Source organism: Acinetobacter guillouiae CIP 63.46 (assembly GCF_000368145.1).
Taxonomy (GTDB): domain Bacteria; phylum Pseudomonadota; class Gammaproteobacteria; order Pseudomonadales; family Moraxellaceae; genus Acinetobacter; species Acinetobacter guillouiae.
This window is the reverse complement of sequence record NZ_KB849287.1, coordinates 103,096-119,779: the sequence shown is the minus strand read 5'-3', so window position 1 is coordinate 119,779 and position 16,684 is coordinate 103,096. Positions and strand designations below refer to the sequence as shown.

At 40.3% G+C, this 16,684-nt stretch carries 14 protein-coding genes and 2 tRNA genes; 6 read left to right on the top strand and 10 right to left on the bottom strand.

The features are described from left to right. The first annotated feature begins 42 nt into the window (after positions 1 to 42). Positions 43 to 2,586, top strand: a complete 2,544-nt coding sequence (ponA, locus tag F981_RS20765; protein WP_004725422.1) for a penicillin-binding protein PBP1a — start codon at positions 43 to 45, stop codon at positions 2,584 to 2,586. Positions 2,587 to 2,643: 57 nt separating this feature from the next. Here the strand turns inward: ponA and F981_RS20760 are convergent, their stop codons facing one another. The 10 genes from F981_RS20760 to F981_RS20715 form a co-directional block, all read right to left on the bottom strand. Next, the gene (locus tag F981_RS20760; protein WP_004725418.1) at positions 2,644 to 3,450 is read right to left on the bottom strand and encodes a putative RNA methyltransferase; all 807 of its coding nucleotides are present in this window, start codon (positions 3,448 to 3,450) and stop codon (positions 2,644 to 2,646) included. 71 nt (positions 3,451 to 3,521) lie between these two features. Beyond that, entirely contained in the window at positions 3,522 to 4,640 is a 1,119-nt protein-coding gene (gene mraY, locus F981_RS20755) for a phospho-N-acetylmuramoyl-pentapeptide-transferase (RefSeq protein WP_004725416.1), read from the bottom strand. Beyond that, positions 4,640 to 6,049 (bottom strand): UDP-N-acetylmuramoyl-tripeptide--D-alanyl-D-alanine ligase, encoded by a 1,410-nt coding sequence (locus tag F981_RS20750; RefSeq protein WP_004725414.1) that lies wholly within the window; start codon positions 6,047 to 6,049, stop codon positions 4,640 to 4,642. The genes mraY and F981_RS20750 overlap by 1 nt, the downstream gene beginning before the upstream one ends. 9 nt (positions 6,050 to 6,058) lie before the next feature. Then, positions 6,059 to 7,555, bottom strand: coding sequence for a UDP-N-acetylmuramoyl-L-alanyl-D-glutamate--2,6-diaminopimelate ligase (locus tag F981_RS20745; protein ID WP_035371648.1), 1,497 nt, complete (start codon positions 7,553 to 7,555; stop codon positions 6,059 to 6,061). A 7-nt stretch (positions 7,556 to 7,562) separates the two neighbouring features. Further along, on the bottom strand, positions 7,563 to 9,398 hold the full coding sequence (ftsI, locus tag F981_RS20740; protein WP_004725409.1) for a penicillin-binding protein PBP3: 1,836 nt from the start codon (positions 9,396 to 9,398) through the stop codon (positions 7,563 to 7,565). Positions 9,399 to 9,407: 9 nt separating this feature from the next. After that, complete coding sequence (gene ftsL, locus F981_RS20735) at positions 9,408 to 9,740, bottom strand: cell division protein FtsL (protein ID WP_004725407.1); 333 nt, start codon at positions 9,738 to 9,740, stop codon at positions 9,408 to 9,410. Beyond that, positions 9,737 to 10,663, bottom strand: coding sequence for a 16S rRNA (cytosine(1402)-N(4))-methyltransferase RsmH (gene rsmH, locus F981_RS20730; protein ID WP_004725405.1), 927 nt, complete (start codon positions 10,661 to 10,663; stop codon positions 9,737 to 9,739). The genes ftsL and rsmH overlap by 4 nt, the downstream gene beginning before the upstream one ends. 173 nt (positions 10,664 to 10,836) lie before the next feature. Next, positions 10,837 to 11,271 (bottom strand): GNAT family N-acetyltransferase, encoded by a 435-nt coding sequence (locus F981_RS20725; protein WP_004725403.1) that lies wholly within the window; start codon positions 11,269 to 11,271, stop codon positions 10,837 to 10,839. Positions 11,272 to 11,372: 101 nt separating this feature from the next. After that, complete coding sequence (locus F981_RS20720; RefSeq protein ID WP_004725402.1) at positions 11,373 to 12,389, bottom strand: sulfate ABC transporter substrate-binding protein; 1,017 nt, start codon at positions 12,387 to 12,389, stop codon at positions 11,373 to 11,375. Between the two features lie 246 nt (positions 12,390 to 12,635). Then, a complete protein-coding gene (locus tag F981_RS20715) occupies positions 12,636 to 13,628 on the bottom strand; it encodes a sulfate ABC transporter substrate-binding protein (protein WP_004725400.1) in 993 nt (330 codons plus the stop codon). Positions 13,629 to 13,991: 363 nt separating this feature from the next. Here F981_RS20715 and F981_RS20710 point away from each other — a divergent pair, with 363 nt between their 5' ends. The 5 genes from F981_RS20710 to F981_RS20690 all read left to right on the top strand — a co-directional run bounded on the left by F981_RS20710 (position 13,992) and on the right by F981_RS20690 (position 16,680). Then, positions 13,992 to 14,303 (top strand): hypothetical protein, encoded by a 312-nt coding sequence (locus tag F981_RS20710; protein WP_004725398.1) that lies wholly within the window; start codon positions 13,992 to 13,994, stop codon positions 14,301 to 14,303. Positions 14,304 to 14,441: 138 nt separating this feature from the next. Then, positions 14,442 to 15,950, top strand: a complete 1,509-nt coding sequence (gltX, locus tag F981_RS20705; protein WP_004725395.1) for a glutamate--tRNA ligase — start codon at positions 14,442 to 14,444, stop codon at positions 15,948 to 15,950. Between the two features lie 58 nt (positions 15,951 to 16,008). Continuing rightward, positions 16,009 to 16,084: transfer RNA gene (locus F981_RS20700), tRNA-Ala, on the top strand. Positions 16,085 to 16,110: 26 nt separating this feature from the next. Then, positions 16,111 to 16,186 (top strand) — tRNA-Glu (locus F981_RS20695). A 152-nt stretch (positions 16,187 to 16,338) separates the two neighbouring features. Continuing rightward, positions 16,339 to 16,680, top strand: coding sequence for a hypothetical protein (locus F981_RS20690; RefSeq protein WP_004725393.1), 342 nt, complete (start codon positions 16,339 to 16,341; stop codon positions 16,678 to 16,680). Positions 16,681 to 16,684 lie beyond the last annotated feature (4 nt).

Sequence of the window (16,684 nt, the reverse complement as noted above, 5' to 3'; positions counted from 1 at the left end):
CGCAATTAGTTTGCCATTAGCTATTATTAAAACTTACTTGTTATGAAAAAGCTATCTTGTTCAGGTTATATTCATCCCTTTTTTTTGCTGATTATCATTATTTTAGTCGCAATTCCGATGGGCTTTTATGGAATGTATCTATATATTGCCCCATCACTACCAGAAATGAGCTCTTTAAAAAAGGCGCCATTGCTTAAACCTTTGCAAGTTTATTCAGCAGATAATCAGCTGATCGCTGAATATGGTGGCAAGCTTTCGGTGCCTGTTGAGTACAAGCAGATCCCACCGCATTTCATTCATGCCTTCCTTGCTGCTGAAGATTCATCGTTCTTCGAACATAGCGGGATTAGCTTTAAAGGCTTAGGGCGTGCAGTGAGTGAAAGTGTCACTGGATCAAATGTACAAACAGGTGGCTCAACAATTACCATGCAGGTGGCTAAAAATTATTATTTATCACCTGAACGAACACTTAAGCGCAAACTTACCGAAGTTTTTTTGGCACGTAAAATAGAACAAAATCTATCGAAAGAAGAAATTTTATCTTTATATGTCAATAAAATCTTTTTGGGTAAAAATGCCTATGGTATTGCTGCTGCAGCAAAAATTTATTATGACAAAAGCTTAGATCAACTCAGTGTCGCACAAATGGCAATGATTGCGGGTTTACCCAAAGCACCATCAAAATACAACCCTGTGGTTAACCCTGAACGCGCATTAGAACGTCGCAACTGGATTCTTGGCCGCATGTTACAACTTGGCTATCTTAAACAAGCAGAATACGAAAAAGCTGTCGCTGAGCCGATTAATCTGAGTATGCCTGATCGCGGCTTAAGTAATCGATTTCCCTATGTAGGCGAAATGGTTCGCTCAGAATTGGTTGAAAAGTTTGGTGAACAAGCAATTGATTCGGGTTATAAAGTTTATACAACGGTCAACAGCAAACGCCAACAATATGCAGAAGATGCAGTACAAAAAGGCTTGGAAGATTATGATCGTCGTCATGGATGGCGTGGTGCTGAAGCACATGATAAACCTTTAAAAGAATTCATTGCTTATGCCAATACCTACCCTGCTGAAGTCATCAAGGTAGGCAGCAATAGTTTTGATGCCAAAATGCAAGATGGTTCAACAGTGACTGTGCCTTGGTCAGGTATGTCATGGGCAAGAAAATATATCAATGCCAATGCAGTTGGTGGGGCACCAAGCCGTGCTTCGCAGATTGTAAGTGTTAAAGATATTATTCGCTTACGTCCCAATGAAAATAAAACCGCATGGTCATTGGTCCAAACACCAAAAGCACAAGGTCAACTCATTGCAATCAACCCGAATGATGGTTCAATTGAAGCTGTGGTGGGTGGATACAACTTTTACCAATCTAAATTTAACCGCGCAATACAAGGTTGGCGTCAACCGGGTTCAACCATTAAGCCATTCGTTTATGCGCTAGCGCTTGAACGTGGTATGACCCCTTATACCATGGTCAATGACAGCCCTATTACAATTGGTCGTTGGTCACCAAGAAACTCAGATGGCCGTTATTTGGGTATGATTCCTTTACGACGTGCATTGTACTTATCTCGTAATACGGTATCTGTACGTTTATTACAAAGCGTAGGTGTAGAACGTGCGCGCCAATTATTGATGGATTTTGGCCTACAAGAAGATCAAATCCCACGTAACTTCACGATTGCGCTCGGTACCCCACAAGTACTTCCAGTTCAAATGGCAACTGGCTATGCAGCAATTGCCAATGGTGGATATCGTATTCAACCGCATTTCATCAGCCGTATTGAAGATGCTTATGGCAAAACCATTTATGAAGCAGCGCCTGAATATGCGTGTATTCCATGTATCAATCAAAAAGAGACGGTAGCCGATACCCAAGCCATCACCCCGGATGATGAAGTCATTGAAGGTGCAAACCTTACAGTGGATGAGGTTCAAACTCCATTAAGCAAAGAAGAACAAAGTAAATATCGTCAAGCACAACGAATTTTAAAATCACAATCTGCTTTTGATATGGCAAATATTCTTCGTGATGTGATTGTGCATGGTACTGGTCGTGCAGCACTTAAAATTGGTCGCGATGACATTGGCGGTAAAACAGGAACAACCAATGATGCTAAAGATGCGTGGTTTGCAGGTTTCAACGGCAAATTAGTTGCGATTGCTTGGGTCGGTTTTGACCAGCCTTCAACACTTGGTCGTCGTGAATTTGGTGGGATCGCAGCGCTTCCAGTTTGGACCGGCTTTATGGGTAAAGCCTTAAAAGACACGCCATCTGCTTGGGTACATTTTGATAAAAATGCCAAAGCACCAATCTCTCGTGAAGAACGTAATCAGACACAAGTTGAAGGTGCTACTCAAAATGAAGGCAATGGTTCATCACCGCCTTTAGCCCGTCCAATCTTTAAACCTGCACCTGTTACACCATCACGTAATTCATCAAATGACTTTGAAGACTTACCTGATGAAGGTTCAGATCAACCGCTAAAACCGAACAAAGTAACACCGCCTGCAATGAATCAAGGCAGTGCAAAACGAGAAAGTGATTCTCTTGAGAATTTGATTAATGAAGTTCAATAATTAGTTTCTCAAATAAAAAATGCCATCAATTGATGGCATTTTTTATGGCTTAGTTTTTTATTTTTTTTTCTGAAAAATATATATTTGAAAGGCTGCCTTTAACATCGTTTTAACTTGTGCTTCCAAAACTAACCGCTTTTCAGGTTTTGCTTTATAAGCATAAGGGGTCATCGCAATCAGGTTTTTGAGTTGTGCTTGATCCAGCTCAAACGTCGTTTCGATAATCGGCTGCTCTATTAATTCAAAAGATGCCTGTAATTGCGTGACAAACTTTTGCGGTTCATGGGCTTTAACTTCATCAAACAAGCCCTGACGCATCCCATATAAATGCTCTGGTGCAGGTGTTACCACCATCAAATAAGCCTTCGGCTTAAGTACTCGGAGTATTTCTTCTTCTGGGATCGGGCTAAATAAGCTGGTACACAAATCAATCGAATGATCCAAAACAGGTAGAGTCGCTCCTGTTCCCACAATCCATGTCACATCTTTATTGAGTTTTGCAGCAACCTGAACTGCATTTTTTGCAATATCAACCCCAATACATTGCATCACTTGATGTTGCATTGCATCGGTATAGTAGCCTTCACCACAGCCGATATCCAGCAGGTTTTCAACCTGTAACTCACGAATTTTCTCAACCACGGCTTGCTGTAAAGGTGCATAAAATCCACCACTTAAAAATCCACGTCGTGCTTGTACAGATTCAGGCGTATCCCCTGGATTTTTACTATGCTTATGTTGTACTACATGTAAATTTACATAGCCTTGTTTTGCCACATCATAACTATGATTATTTACACAGCGCCAAGTCCGATCCGATAGGCTCAATGCCTCACGACATACAGGGCACATCAACAAATTCATCGTATTCTCCAAAAGATATTTTTAGGCCATAAAAAAAGCCGGCAAATGCCGACTTTTCAAATCACTTTGGCTTAACGTAATTTTAATGTCATTAGACCTAAAACTACCAGCATAATTGTGATAATCCAAAAACGGATCACCACTTGAGTCTCACGCCAGCCTTTTTTCTCATAATGATGGTGCAACGGTGCCATAAGAAATACACGTTTATTGCGCATACGTAATGATCCGATTTGTAAGAATACCGAGATTGCTTCTACTACAAAGACCCCGCCCATAATTGCAAAGACGATCTCTTGACGAACCATTACCGCGATAGTGCCCAGCATTGCACCTAATGATAATGCACCGACATCTCCCATAAAGACTTGGGCAGGATGCGCGTTGTACCAAAGAAATGCTAAACCCGCTCCAATCATTGCAGCACAAATAATCACCAGCTCAGAGGTATATTTTACATAGGGAATATGTAAATAATTGGCAAAGCGTATATCACCTGCCAAGTATGCAAAAACACCTAAACCTGCGGCAACCAAAACAATCGGCATGATCGCCAGACCATCTAAACCATCAGTCAAATTCACTGCATTTGATCCACCATTGATTACCAGATAGGTAAAAATAATGAAGCCAATACCCAATGGAATTGAAGACAATGGAATACTCAGATTTTTAAAAAATGGTATCAACAAATCCAGCATATTCGCTGTATGTACAGGGCTGTCTTGCTGAGTTGCAATGATATACAACGCAATACCCGCCCCCAAAGAGCCAACCGAAGTCCAAAAGAATTTCTTCTTGGCAGGTAAACCCGCATTGTCTTTATAACGGACTTTAATCCAATCATCCGCCCAACCTACAGCACCAAAGATCACCATAACAGCCAAGACGATCCATACATAAGGATTGGATAAATCTGCCCAAAGCAAGGTACTGATCCCGATTGAAAGCAGAATTAAAATCCCGCCCATTGTTGGCGTACCCATTTTTTTGGCATGATTTTCAGGTGCATATGAACTGACAGCCTGACCATATTTGAGCGCTTGTAATTTACGGATCATTACTGGTCCCAAGGCCCAACCAATCGCAAGTGCAGTCAATACACTGAGCAATGCTCGTAACGATAAGTATCGAACAACTTGGAACGCGTTCTCATAACCCGCCAAGTGTTGAAATAACCAATACAGCATTAAACTTTCTCCATCAAATCAGCCATCAACGTTTCCATATGGGTATAGCGAGAACCTTTAAACAGGAAACTCATGGACTGTGGTTGATGTGTTGCAATTAAACTTAACAATAAAGGTAAAGCTTGTTCTTGGCTAAGAAAAGCTTGTAATTTTTTACCATATTGAGTGCTTCGCGCACCTTCTTGTGTAGCAGGAGCAAACTCACCTACTGCAACAACAAATTGAATCCCATCCACTGAAACCAGATCACGACCCAACATATAGTGTTGCTGCGCAGCAGTATCGCCCAGTTCACCAATATCGCCAATCACCATCACTTTGATCCCTTGCTGTTGCGCAAGTACTTCAGCTGCTGCACGCATTGAAGTCGGGTTGGCATTATAGGTATCATCAATAAATAAATGCTTGTGCTTATGAATAAAATTCAAACGCCCTTTTGCACCTTGTGCCGACTCCAAGCCGATCACAATATCGTCTAAACCAACACCAATCGCTAAGGCAAATGCTGCCGCTGCTTCTGCATTATGGACATTATGTTCACCTGCAAAAGGAAGATTGACGGTTCTTGCACCTTGAGGCGTATTGAGTGTAAAGATTGCAGACTGTGCGTATAACTGAACATCTGTCGCAAAGACTTCGCCACCCTGACCAAAACTTAACACTTGCTCAGTGTCTACCACTTGACGAATCGTATCGGTAAAATCATCCTGAGCAGGAACAATTGCTATTCCAGCTTGATCAATATGACGGTAAATTTCAGATTTGGCACGGCAAATTCCATCACGCCCACCAAATTCGCCTAAATGTGCAGTTCCAATATTTAAAATACCAGCAACATGTGGCTGTACAAGATTTGAGGTGTAATCAATTTCACCTTGATGGCTTGCACCAAGCTCCATCACCGCATATTGATGTTCTGAACGCAGCTCCAATAGCATCATTGGCACACCAAGATCATTATTTAAATTACCACGTGTAATCAAGGTCGGAGCTAGACGTGAAAGAATACTCCCCAACATCTCTTTGGTGGTGGTCTTACCACTACTGCCTGTAAGTGCAATCACTTTTAATTGTGGATGTTGAGCACGACGATACGCACCTAAATACCCCAATGCCAAACGTGTATCTGCAACGACAAGTTGGCAGATATTCACATCAACAGGATGGCTAACGATGGCAATTTGGCAGCCATTCTCAGCCACTTGGGCAACAAAATCATGTGCATCAAAACGCTCACCTTTGAGCGCCAAAAAAGCATCACCTAATTCAGCATGACGTGAATCAGTCAAAATACGTTTAATTTCACCTTGTGGTGCTTGATCTAAATACCAATAACCTTGGGTAGCTTCAGCAAGTTGTGCTGCTGACCATGGCTCCAAAGGCACAGTACTGGTGGTAGAGGTGTGCATCTCTTATTCCTAGTGAGCTGGATAAGCTGAATTGGGTTTATGATGTTGTGCGTCTATTGCCGATTGCACTTCAACGACATCGTCAAACCAATGACGAACACCATCAATTTCTTGATAATTTTCATGCCCTTTTCCGGCAATCACAACAATATCACCTGATTGTGCATGCTTAACTGCATATTTGATTGCTTCACGGCGATCACGGATTTCGTGAACCTCATGCTGGCTAAAATCAATTTCATACTTCATATCGGCAAAAATTTGCTCAGGATTTTCTGTACGCGGATTATCTGAAGTGATCATCACAGGATTGGCTTGTTCCAAAGCTGCTTTGGTCATCAATGGGCGTTTACCGCGATCACGATCACCACCACAACCAAAGACGGCCCAAAGCTGATTTTCAACATGACGTTTTAAGGTTTTTAAAACCTGAGTTAAAGCGTCTGGTGTATGTGCATAATCCACCACAAACAGACGATCCTGATCACGAATCACCTGCATACGTCCAGGTGCACCTTTTAGGTTGGTTACGGTTGCGATAAGTTGTTTTAAATCAAAACCTGCTTGTTCAGCAACAATTAAACTGGCCACCAAATTTTCAATATTAAAATGCCCCAGCAATGGGCTATTCACGGTAAATTCAGCTTTGGCTGTTTTGAGATGGAAGATTGCCCCATCTAAACTATATTTAATCCCAAATACTTGGTAATCAGCCGCTTTAGAGGTTGAATAAGTCAATACTTTCGGATGTGACAGATTGCTGCTTGCAGCATTCATCATTAGGTCTGCATGCGCATCATCTATGTTAATTACTGCAACTTTTAACGCAGCAAATTTAAACAGTAACGCTTTTGCCTCAGCATAGGCTTCAAGCGTCCCGTGATAATCCAAATGATCTCGACTCAGATTACTATATGCAGCAATCTCAATATCACAACCATTTAAACGACCTTGTTCCAAACCATGCGAGCTTGCCTCAATTGAAGCGAATTCAGCACCTTGCATAGCAAAATCATGCAGAAGATTTTGTAAATGCAACGCATCTAAAGTGGTATGCGAAGATGCTTCTAGGTTTGGCAGAATCCCGTTCCCCGTAGTTCCCATCACTGCACATTTTTTATTTTGTAATGCCAGTAATTCAGCAACGAGGCGTGAAATCGTGGTTTTACCATTGGTTCCCGTGACTGCAAGAATTCGCGCAGCTTTTACAGGAGATGTCGCTTGTAAATATTGTTTTTGCCATTGTCCCATCAACTGACGCACATCTGGGCAGATCAATGCAGATTCAAAACCTAAATCTGTTTCACTAATAATGCCCAATGCGCCTTTGTCTAAAGCGATTTGAGCGAATTGTGCAGTCTTTTCTGGTTGCGAATAACTGGTCAAAGCAATAAAAATTTGCCCTTGTTGTACATAACGACTATCTAGAGAAAAGCCATTAAATGACTCAGACATCCAAGCCTTTGTATTATCAACTTTATAAATATCTTGAAAATTAATCATTATAGTTTACCTATGGCTTGGCCTTAGCCGTTTCAAGAGGTTTATCTAAAGGCACATTCATTAAACGTAAAGATTCTTGCATAATTCGGGCAAACACTGGAGCGGCAACCAAACCACCATAGTATTGTCCACGCGGATTTTCGACTACAACAATAACCGCCAAACGAGGATCACTAATCGGTGCCACACCAGCAAATAAAGCACGGTATTCAGTATTCGAATAACCTCTATGGTCAGGGCGCAACTTGTGTGCTGTACCTGTTTTACCACCCACGCGATAACCGGGAATATTGGCTTGCTTTGCAGTACCACCAGGCATCGTAACTTGCTCTAACATCAACAAAACTTCATCAGCAATTTTAGGCGCTAAAACCTGTTTACCTTTGGGCTGATCATTTAATTTATAAAGACTTAAAGGATATTCCACACCATGATTGGCCAACATTGCATAGCCTTGCGCCAACTGTAAAATCGTAGCATTTAGACCATAGCCATAAGCCATTGTACCAATTTGCGAAGAATTTAACTTTTCAGGTGGAAGCACTAAACCTCCACTCTCACCTGGGAATTTAACCGCCGAGCGCTGACCAAAACCGACCTTTCTAAAGAAACTTGGCAAGGTTTCTTTTGGTAAAGACAAAGCAATTTTTGCCGAACCGACGTTCGAGGATTTAATAATCACACCAGTGACGGTCAACGAACCATAGTTATGCGTATCACGAATGGTATGTGAACCTAAACGCATCGAACCTGGGCTGGTACTAATCACCGAGTTTGGGGTATATTTGCCACTTTCCAAACCTGCTGCAATGGTAAAAGGTTTCATGGTTGAACCAGGTTCAAACATGTCAATTGCACCACGGTTACGCATGGCATCTTTATTACTTAAGCCATTTTTATCATTAGGATTATAAGAAGGCCAACTCGCCATAGCCAGAATTTCGCCCGTTTTTACATCCACAGCAATTGCAGAAGCAGAACGTGCATTATTGGCAACACCCACCGCAGTCAACTCACGATACATAATATATTGCAAACGTGAGTCGATACTTAAGGTGATATTCTCCCCTGCTTTCACTTCTTTCACAACTTCAGGGGTGGTAATACGGTTACCATGTTTATCACGAGAAATCTTTTGCTCACCATCTTCACCAGCCAGACGGGAGTTTAACTGCATCTCTAAACCTTCAATCCCCGTCCCTTCACTATTGGTGAGACCAATAATTTGTGCATTGGGTTGTGGTTGAGGATAATAACGTTTATAGGTTTTCTCGGCATAAACGCCAGCAAATTTATGTTGGGTAATAAAATCTGCTTGTGGTGGCGGAACTTCTTTTTTAAGTACCAAATAACGAGAACGTGGACGTTCATTTAAACGTTTTTTTAAGTCGGCACGATCAAGACCAACCGCATCTGCCAATTCATCTAAATTTAAATTTTCATCAGGCAATTGGCGTTTGAGTTTACGACTGTTGGGTGTCTTCTGTAATTCAGCCGTGATGGTATCAAACTGTTTTTTAGTCTCAAAATATTCACGTGGATCAATCACCACTTTCATGATTGGAGAACTGATTGCCAAAGGCACGCCATGACGATCACTAATCACACCACGCATGGCTTTTAATGTTTCAGAACGTAGAATGTTGGCATTGGCTTTATTTTGTAAAAAGTCTTTATTAATCACTTGCACATAAAATGCACGTCCGACCAAGCCGACAAAACATAAAAGCACCACGCTCCACATTAAATAGAAACGCCACATATCTATCGATACAGTACTTTTCTGGGTAATGGATGGCTGCTTTTTACGTGGCTGCCGAGTCGGTTTAGTTTGCTTATCTGCCATACAGATGCCTTACTTCTTCTGCTCTGATTCAGTTGGTAATGAAATGACAACTGTTTGCGCAGCTGGCGGTGAATACATTCTCAATTGTGTTACTGCGCGTGTTCCTATTTGCGCAGTTGCACCAAATGTTTGTTGTTCAATGAGCAAACGTCCCCATTCCGCATTGATATCTTCACGTTCACGCATATAACTATTTAAATCACGAAAATCATGACGATAAGCAAAGACTTGCAACACCACCATAAAGGCACTGATCAACACTGCGACAACCAATACGCCATAAACAATCGCTTTTTTTATTGCCAGCTTATGACTTGATTCTTCTATAATTTCTTGTTTCATTCTGCGCCTTTTTGTTCTAAGCGTTCTGCAACTCGAAGCCAAGCACTACGTGAGCGAGGATTGGCTTTGACTTCTTCCTCACTGGCACGAATTCTGTCAACTTTTTTCAGTCGACGAGTATCTTGTACTTTCTGAGGCAATCCCCAACCATTATCTTCTGGCAACGTTGATTCTTTTTGAATAAATTGTTTAATAATCCGGTCTTCAAGTGAATGGAAACTAATGACTGCCAAACGTGCATTTGATTTTAACAAATCTACGGCTTGAGGTAAAAAGGTATGTACGTCATCGAGTTCTTTATTAATTTCAATACGAATAGCTTGGAACGTCCGTGTTGCAGCATGTTTATTCTTTTCCCACTTAGGATGCGCAACTTTCACAATTTCCGCTAATTTTCCAGTGGTTTCAATATAACCTGCTTGCTTAATCGCACGTGCAATACGACGACTATAACGTTCCTCACCATATTGAAAAATCACATTGGCCAAATGTTCTTCGTCTACATCCAGTAGCCAATCTGCGGCTGTTTGTCCTTGAGAATTATCCATACGCATATCAAGTGGTCCATCTTTCATAAAACTAAAACCACGATCTGCTTGATCTAGCTGTGGTGATGACACCCCTAAATCTGCCATAATCCCATCGACTTGATAAATATCCAATTGATTTAATTCTTGTTGTAAATCTGCAAAACTGGCATGAATAATTTTAAAACGAGGATCTTCTTTTTCTAACTGATATGCCACTTCTAATGCTTGTGGGTCTTTATCAAAAGCATAAACTTTTGAATGTTCATCTAATTTAGACAACAATAAACGGGTGTGTCCACCACGCCCAAATGTCCCATCCACGTAAATTCCTGTATTGCGATCTGCAAGTAAAGCATCGACAGTTTCATGTAGTAATACAGAAATATGAGACATAATTATGGTTTCAGTTTAAGCAAAAAAAGTAACTGCACATTATTACCTTGTTTTGCCAAAGCTCCAAACGACTTTTTGTAGGGAAATATTACTTTTTATAGAGAAAACCGTTTTAAAGTGCTTTTTATAAAAGTTCAGTACAAAAAATAGCTCATCCATCCTGCTACAAAGCTTTATCGTGTCTTGAGCATTTTCACATCACCATTATCAAAATACGCTAAAACACGCCAACCCTGTCGGAGATAAAATTCAAAAGCACGACTTTTTTGATCGGTTTCCAAGCAAATTTCTTGAAAATATTCAAATAATAAATCTTCTGCTTTTTTCAAAAGCGCAGTTCCGACACCTTTGGCTTCAAAATCAGGGTGAACAAACATGGCAAATACGCTACCGTCGGTTAAATCTGCGATCGAAAAACCACACACTTGATGCTGCAGCTCTGCAAGCCAGACAGTCGAAGTATTTTGAATTAAATCCAATATGACCGACTCAGTGATACCCAGTTCAGTCAGTTGTTGTTTTGACAAATGGTTTTCTTTGACTGACGTTCGTATATCAAAAATAACCTCAATATCATTTTCAGTCGCAAGCCTTAGCGTAATATCCATAGTTTAAATTGATTACTCACTTTGATATTAGTCTAACTGATTCATAACAGAATGAAAAAACCTCCTAAAAAGGAGGTTTTTTCAATCAAAATAGTTGATACTCAGCGCTTGCTATTATAAATCTGATCGAAAACACCGCCATTGGCAAAGTGCGTCTGCTGTGCTTTTGCCCAACCACCAAAGACTTCATCAATGGTAAATGTTTTCAGTACAGGGAATTGGTTGGAATATTTAGCTAAGATTTTTGCATTGCGCGGGCGATAGAAATGACGTGCTGCCATATCTTGACCTATTGGAGAATACAAATAGTTAATATAACCCGTTGCTAACCATTTATTGCCATTCTTCTCTACTGTTTTATCAACAATTGCCACTGACGGTTCAGTCAAAATTGACATCGATGGATAGACAATATCAAATTTATTGCCAGATGCTTTCTTACTCACCATGGCTTCATTTTCCCAAGTCAGTAAAACATCACCAATCCCACGTTCAGCAAATGTGGTCATCGATGCACGTGCAGCTGGATCCATAACTTTTACGTTATGGTACATCTTAGAAACAAACTCACGTCCTTTAGCATCATTACCACCCGGTTGTTTAAGTGCATAGCCCCAAGCTGAGAGATAGATCCAGCGTGGTAAACCGCCTGTTTTAGGATTAGGGGTAATGATTTGTACACCAGGTTTGGTCAAATCTGTCCAATCCTTGATACCTTTGGGATTGCCTTTGCGTACTAAAAACACAACGGTAGACGTATACGGTGCTGAGTTATTTGGAAATTCTTTTTCCCAACCTGGATTAATTTGACCTGATTTCACAATTTCGTTGATATCATTGGCCAAAGCTAAGGTCACTACATCACCTTTTAAGCCATCAACCACAGCTCGTGCTTGTTTTCCCGAACCACCATGCGATTGTTTAAAATCAACAGTCTTACCTGTACGAGATTTCCAGTAAGCGCCAAATGATTTATTAAACTCATCATAAAACTCACGCGTTGCATCATAAGACACATTTAAAAATTCACGGTCAGCAGCATAACTTGCTGTCGTTGCAACAGTTAATCCCGTCGCAATAACCATAGCACTCATCAGTGCTTTAAAATTAGTTTTCATATTATGAGTGCTAACATCGCTAAAATTATTCTAAATATATGAAATAAGCGAATAAACTTCAATCAAAAAGCGAAATACCCGCAAACTTAGCACAGATTAAAAATCAATCTATTGTTTTAATTAATAAAAGCGCTCAACATCGCTGTGGTGTATATTTTGTCTGTTTTATTTATTTTTATCGCAAATGTATCAAGCTAAAAAAAGCCCCCCTTTGATCAAAGAGGACTTGTTTGTATTTGATTCAAATTACTTTTCAGCCGTAAATTGATCGTAAATCCCCCCATTGGCAAAATGGGTTTTTTGCGCTTTTGCCCAACCGCCAAAAACTTGATCGATAGTAAAGAGTTTAATTTTTGGAAATTTTGCCGCATATTTGCCCGCAGCTTTGGCATTACGCGGACGGAAATTATATTTTGCTGCCAAGTCCTGCCCTACAGGTGAATAAAGATAATTTAAATAGCCTTTCGCTAAATTACGATTACCATCTTTATCAACCACTTTATCGACGATTGCGACTGAAGGCTCAGCTAGGATTGAAATGGATGGATAAATAATTTGATATTTATCTTTATCTGGACCAGACGTCGCCAAAATTGCTTCATTTTCCCAAGACAACAAAACATCGCCAATACCACGATCCGCAAATGTTGTGAGCGAGCCACGTGCGCCTGAATCTAACACTTTGACATTTTTATATATTTGTTTAACTAATTCACGCGCTTTTGCATCATTGCCACCCGGTTGTTTTAATGCATAGCCCCACGCTGATAAATAAATCCAGCGCGGCGCACCGCCTGTTTTAGGGTTTGGTGTGATAATTTCAACCCCCGGTTTTACCAGATCATTCCAATCTTTAATTGCTTTGGGATTGCCCTTACGCACTAAAAAAACAACGGTAGATGTGTAGGGTGCAGAATTATTTGGAAATTCTTTTTGCCAGCCTTTTTCAATCAGACCCGCATTGACAATTTCATCAATATCATTAGCCAAAGCCAATGTCACCACATCTGCTTGCAAACCATCTACCACTGAGCGTGCTTGCTTACCAGAACCACCATGAGACTGCTTAAATTCAATATCTTGGCCTGTTTTTGATTTCCAAAATTGACCAAAACTCTTGTTATATTCTTGATAAAATTCACGGGTAGGATCGTAAGATACATTTAAAAATTCTTTCGCTGCATAGGCATTCCCTGTGACGATTAAACTGATCGCACTTAAAAGCAGTAGTTTTTTCATTTCTTTCTCGGTTTCTAATGATTTAGAAGCACTATATTTTTATTGTTTTAATTTAACAATCAATTACTTATAAATATTTAAACTATCTTATTCATAATTTAAGATATCTAAAAATGTGTATTACTCATGTAAATTATTGAGTATATTTTTTACACAAATTAACCTAAACTTGAATTCTTCACGATTCATCCACATTTATATGTTATCAATTAAAATATTACATTTCGTTTCAATGATTGTTTTTTAAACATTTTTTGTGTAGTATTATTAAAAAATGTGACGTAGTTATGCTTTTTGTAAGTTGTTTTGCTACAATAAACATGTTCAAGAACAAAAATTTGACCATCAAGGGGAGCCGATGGAATGAATGATTCTTATTTAAAGATCTTGGGCTTAAGTCTGGGACTCGCAGTGATGGCACAAACAGGCCATACTGCTGCAATTAAAGATACGACCAAGCCAATACAATCATTAATTGTTGTGGTAGACAAACAATCACCGATTGAAAAAGCGCTCAATCAACAAAAGCGTGGCGAGAATAAACTGATCTCAGATAAAGATCAGCTTAAAGTTTTAACATCGATTAAAACCACAGCCTCACAAAACTTTTTAGCTGAACAACATCAGAAATTTTCTTGTTTTGTGCAAGCTTTATTCCAACCGCATACTTTGTAAAAATTTGATTTAGAAAAATAAATTCTACGCTCCTCAAAAGAATTTAGAAGCCCAATCGTTTATTGGTGAATTAACCCTTAAGCAGTTGGGCTTTTTCGTTATAATAGTTTCAATTTACATTCTGAATAATATTTAGTTATGAAAGTCCGTACTCGTATTGCACCCTCTCCAACTGGTTTTCCGCATGTAGGCACTGCCTATATCGCCTTGTTTAATTTATGCTTTGCACAACAACATGGTGGCGAATTTATTCTTCGTATTGAAGATACCGACCAACTCCGCTCAACCCCTGAATCTGAAAAAATGATTTTAGATTCGCTGCGTTGGTTAGGTTTAAATTGGTCAGAAGGGCCTGATATCGGCGGACCTCATGCTCCTTATCGCCAATCTGAGCGAATGGGAATCTATAAACAATATGCTTTAGAACTTGTTGAAAAAGGTCATGCCTTTTACTGTTTCGCAACGGCGGAAGAGCTTGATCAAATGCGTGCTGAACAACAAGCCCGTGGTGAAACCCCTGGTTATGACGGTCGTGGCTTAAAACTTTCCCCAGAAGAGGTACAACAGCGTTTGGCTGCTGGTGAAGCTCATGTGATCCGTATGAAAGTCCCTGAAGAAGGCGTTTGCCAATTCAATGACTTACTTCGTGGTGAAGTGGAGATTCCTTGGGCGCAAGTCGACATGCAAATTCTACTCAAAACAGATGGTTTGCCAACTTATCATTTAGCCAATGTAGTCGATGACCATTTAATGGAAATCACCCATGTGATTCGTGGTGAAGAATGGATTCCATCTGCACCAAAACACCAGTTGCTCTACCAATATTTTGGTTGGGACATGCCAACATTGTGCCATATGCCATTGTTGCGTAACCCAGACAAGTCAAAATTGTCTAAACGTAAAAATCCAACCTCAATCAACTACTATAAAGACATCGGTGTGCTGCCTGAAGCCTTACTAAACTATTTAGGCCGTATGGGTTGGTCAATGCCAGATGAAAGAGAAAAATTCTCTTTGGCTGAAATGATTGAACATTTTGATATCCAGCGTGTGTCTTTGGGTGGTCCAATTTTTGATGTTGAAAAACTAAACTGGCTCAATGGACAATGGATTAAAGCACTCAGCCCTGCTGAACTGTTAAATACACTTTTGGCTTGGAAATCTGATCGCCAAACCCTAGAAGATATTGCTGCGGCCATTCAACCACGTATTAACTTACTGTCTGAAGCGGTAAATTGGGCTGGTTTTTACTTCAATCAATTCCCAACATTGACCAAAGAGCAATTTGACAGCAAAAAGTTGACTGAAGAACAAGTTCGTCAAAGCTTACAATTTGCAATTTGGCGTTTAGAAAGCTTGTTTACTTGGAACAACGATACTGTGAGCCAAACCTTGATGGATTTGGCGAATCAAATGGAAATCAAACTCCGTGATTTCATGCCAGCATTCTTTATCGCAATTGCTGGTTCAACATCATCGACTCCTGTGATGCAATCGATGGTCACCATTGGCCCGGATTTAACCTTTGCCCGTTTACGTCATGCACTTGAAATTGTGGGTGGCCCGAGCAAAAAAGAAGCAAAAGTTTGGGAAAAACTGAACGAAAGCATCAAATTGCCGAAAAATGATGCAGTTGATGAAGCTTAATTAAATTTTCTGTTGACGTGTGAGCGCAATATCCCTAATATTGCGCTCACACAGACTGGGGGTTATAGCTCAGTTGGTAGAGCGCTACAATGGCATTGTAGAGGTCAGGAGTTCGATCCTCCTTGACTCCACCAAAAGTTTTACCTGTGTTGCCTCACTTGTCCCTATCGTCTAGAGGCCTAGGACATCGCCCTTTCACGGCGGTAACCGGGGTTCGAATCCCCGTAGGGACGCCATATTCAAGATGGCGACATCTTTGTAAAAAACCCAAGCACAATGACTTGGGTTTTTTATTGCCTAAATTTTGCTTTTAAGCTGCAATTCAGTCTTTTTTGCATTCTAAAATAGAACGATTAGAATATGCTTAGATTATAAATGTGGAGCCACCATGCAATACCAATGTCCAAAGTGCCAAAGTCGAAAAATCTTGCCTGTTACCCATGGGAATACGCCTGCTGTACGTCCTGTTGTTCCAAAAAGCTTGGTATTTTTGATTCCGTTACTGTTTATTTTGTTGTTACTGGTCGTCATTAGTATTGTGATGTGGATTTTCAGCAACGGTGCAGGTCAAACATTGCAAATTGCAACAGTTGTGGTCTTCATTGCAGCTGTGATTGCAGGGGTAATGTTTTGGCGTGATCTGCCTGATTTTAAAATATCAATGCAATCATTTATGCAAGCCAATAAAAGCTGGAAGTGCCGTGACTGCAATCATGAGTGGCAAATCTAATCCT

Coding starts and splice junctions, on each gene's coding strand:
- ponA (WP_004725422.1), top strand. CDS start 43: ATGAAAAAGCTATCTTGTTCAGGTTATATTCATCCCTTTTTTTTGCTG.
- F981_RS20760 (WP_004725418.1), bottom strand. CDS start 3,450: ATGAATTTGTTGATGTGCCCTGTATGTCGTGAGGCATTGAGCCTATCG.
- mraY (WP_004725416.1), bottom strand. CDS start 4,640: ATGCTGTATTGGTTATTTCAACACTTGGCGGGTTATGAGAACGCGTTC.
- F981_RS20750 (WP_004725414.1), bottom strand. CDS start 6,049: ATGCACACCTCTACCACCAGTACTGTGCCTTTGGAGCCATGGTCAGCA.
- ftsI (WP_004725409.1), bottom strand. CDS start 9,398: ATGGCAGATAAGCAAACTAAACCGACTCGGCAGCCACGTAAAAAGCAG.
- ftsL (WP_004725407.1), bottom strand. CDS start 9,740: ATGAAACAAGAAATTATAGAAGAATCAAGTCATAAGCTGGCAATAAAA.
- rsmH (WP_004725405.1), bottom strand. CDS start 10,663: ATGTCTCATATTTCTGTATTACTACATGAAACTGTCGATGCTTTACTT.
- F981_RS20725 (WP_004725403.1), bottom strand. CDS start 11,271: ATGGATATTACGCTAAGGCTTGCGACTGAAAATGATATTGAGGTTATT.
- F981_RS20720 (WP_004725402.1), bottom strand. CDS start 12,389: ATGAAAACTAATTTTAAAGCACTGATGAGTGCTATGGTTATTGCGACG.
- F981_RS20715 (WP_004725400.1), bottom strand. CDS start 13,628: ATGAAAAAACTACTGCTTTTAAGTGCGATCAGTTTAATCGTCACAGGG.
- F981_RS20710 (WP_004725398.1), top strand. CDS start 13,992: ATGAATGATTCTTATTTAAAGATCTTGGGCTTAAGTCTGGGACTCGCA.
- gltX (WP_004725395.1), top strand. CDS start 14,442: ATGAAAGTCCGTACTCGTATTGCACCCTCTCCAACTGGTTTTCCGCAT.
- F981_RS20690 (WP_004725393.1), top strand. CDS start 16,339: ATGCAATACCAATGTCCAAAGTGCCAAAGTCGAAAAATCTTGCCTGTT.